The sequence below is a fragment of the Pseudomonas juntendi genome (assembly GCF_009932375.1).
Taxonomy (GTDB): domain Bacteria; phylum Pseudomonadota; class Gammaproteobacteria; order Pseudomonadales; family Pseudomonadaceae; genus Aquipseudomonas; species Aquipseudomonas juntendi.
This window is the reverse complement of the sequence record NZ_BLJG01000294.1, coordinates 1-1710: the sequence shown is the minus strand read 5'-3', so window position 1 is coordinate 1710 and position 1710 is coordinate 1. Positions and strand designations below refer to the sequence as shown.

The window sequence follows — 1710 nt, the reverse complement described above, 5'->3', positions numbered from 1 at the left end:
TCTTCCAGGGAATGGTAAGTGTGGGGTGGATCGGGGACGATCTTAAGCATGATGGAACACCTTAAATGGAGGCCATCACCATCTGCTGTCAAACAATTGGTGGCAGCGGTACATGGGTTGACAGACCGGTAGGTGAACCAAAACCCGGCGCACATGAGTGCCCCATGCACAGCTGCCATAACGGCAAAAGCCATGTGGTTGACGAGTGCGGCCTGTCAAAGCCGGTCGCTGATTTCGCAGCGACCGCCCGATACTAGAGCCCAGCCCAGATCATCCCGTTCCAGCCCTGGAAAGTCACTACTCAGTTGAATAAGGCCTCCTGACGGCGGAAGCTTGATGGGATAAGCTCTCAAAAAACTCTCCAATCCACTCCGGCTCTGCGGTTTTATCCCTCCTAGCCTGCCGCCGTGCATTGAAAGCCTTGGCTAAGTCCTCCTGTAGCTGAGAGCTCTGTTCGGGCCCAACAGACTTGTCTACGTAGCTGGGAAGTTTTTCTTGCTGCTTTCTATAGAGCTTATCGCGATTTTCTACGGCAGGTACTAACTTTGCTATGTATTTGCTAAGACCCTTTTCGTATTTATCGGGGTTTTCTCTCATATTCACGGCATCTTTGAGTTGTCTATAAGTGTAAGGTTTGTGTCGGTATTCATTTTCAATATTGTATACTTTTCTCTGTGCCTTGTTGGCCTTGTTTACCAAATTTTTAATTTTTGATTTGTAGTATTTGGATTCTGACTCAGTATTCCTGAACATGGGCAAGAGACGCCTAAATATTCTGTATGCTATATGCCCCGAATTATCTGTATGGTTTGTGGGGTCGCCAAAGCAGTAGCTATAAGCGTTCAAACCACCACTGGCAAAGGGACTAAAAGAGTCTGGGCTACAAAACCGCTGTAGTTGCGGACTGAACAGCCGATAGCTACCTAATAGGTAGCATAAGGTCCGCGGGTCACGCCATTGACCGTTGAAGGCCAATAGCACGGCGTCTTCCGAGGTTTCCAGATGGCCGTAAGGTGAGTACGTCATGACCCTGTCGAGCAGGCCCAAGACAGAATTGGCGCGATCGCTCGTCAATATTTTTGTCGCCTGCGCTCTTTCGAGTTGCGCCAAAACTGTATCTTGCACGCGAACAATATGACGGCACCCGTGCGGAGATACTGTAGTGTTTAAATGACCATTTTGATAGAAGTGTAGAGAATTGTCATTTGACAATTTTTTAAAGCGGAGGCCGGTCGCTTCGCAAGCTGGTTCGGTTCTTCCGTTTGTTTTGTTCGGCATAACATTCACCCAACAGTTGTCGGAGTGCTTGATGCTGCGCGAAGCATTGCATAACCACAACTGGTAGTTTTGCTAGTTGTTAGACGGTGGGAACAAGCCCAATGAGCGCCAGTCAGATCTCTCGTTTTCCAGACCATTCTGGCCAACGAGGCCCCTCTCGGAAAATCAGCAACAGCAAGGCCAGGTACAGGCGCCCCAGGCGCAGGCCGATTTGCTCAACACCCTGGGCAGCCAGTTGAACATCACCCCCGAGCAGGCCGTGGGCGGGGCGGGGGCGATGTTGGGTTTGGCACGCAACAGCCTGAGCAGCGAGGACTATGGCCAGCTGACCAAGGCGGTACCGGGCCTGGACCTGTTGTCGGGTGCCAATGCCCTGGGCGGGCTAAGTGGCTTGGGGGATTTGCTGGGCAGCAACAAGGGTAGCCAGTCGGC

The 1710-nt window shown here is 51.5% G+C and carries 1 protein-coding gene and 1 pseudogene; one reads left to right on the top strand and one right to left on the bottom strand.

The genetic code is table 11. The features are described 5' to 3' along the window. Positions 1-297: 297 nt before the first annotated feature. Positions 298-1278 carry an RHS repeat-associated core domain-containing protein gene (locus GYA94_RS28355; protein WP_255326991.1) on the bottom strand — a complete coding sequence of 327 codons (981 nt, stop codon included), beginning with the start codon at positions 1276-1278 and terminating at the stop codon, positions 298-300. A gap of 160 nt (positions 1279-1438) precedes the next feature. On the opposite strand from GYA94_RS28355, the pseudogene GYA94_RS24900 reads away from it, so the two are divergent. Beyond that, positions 1439-1710 (top strand): annotated as a pseudogene (locus tag GYA94_RS24900) (DUF2780 domain-containing protein); the annotation flags it as partial.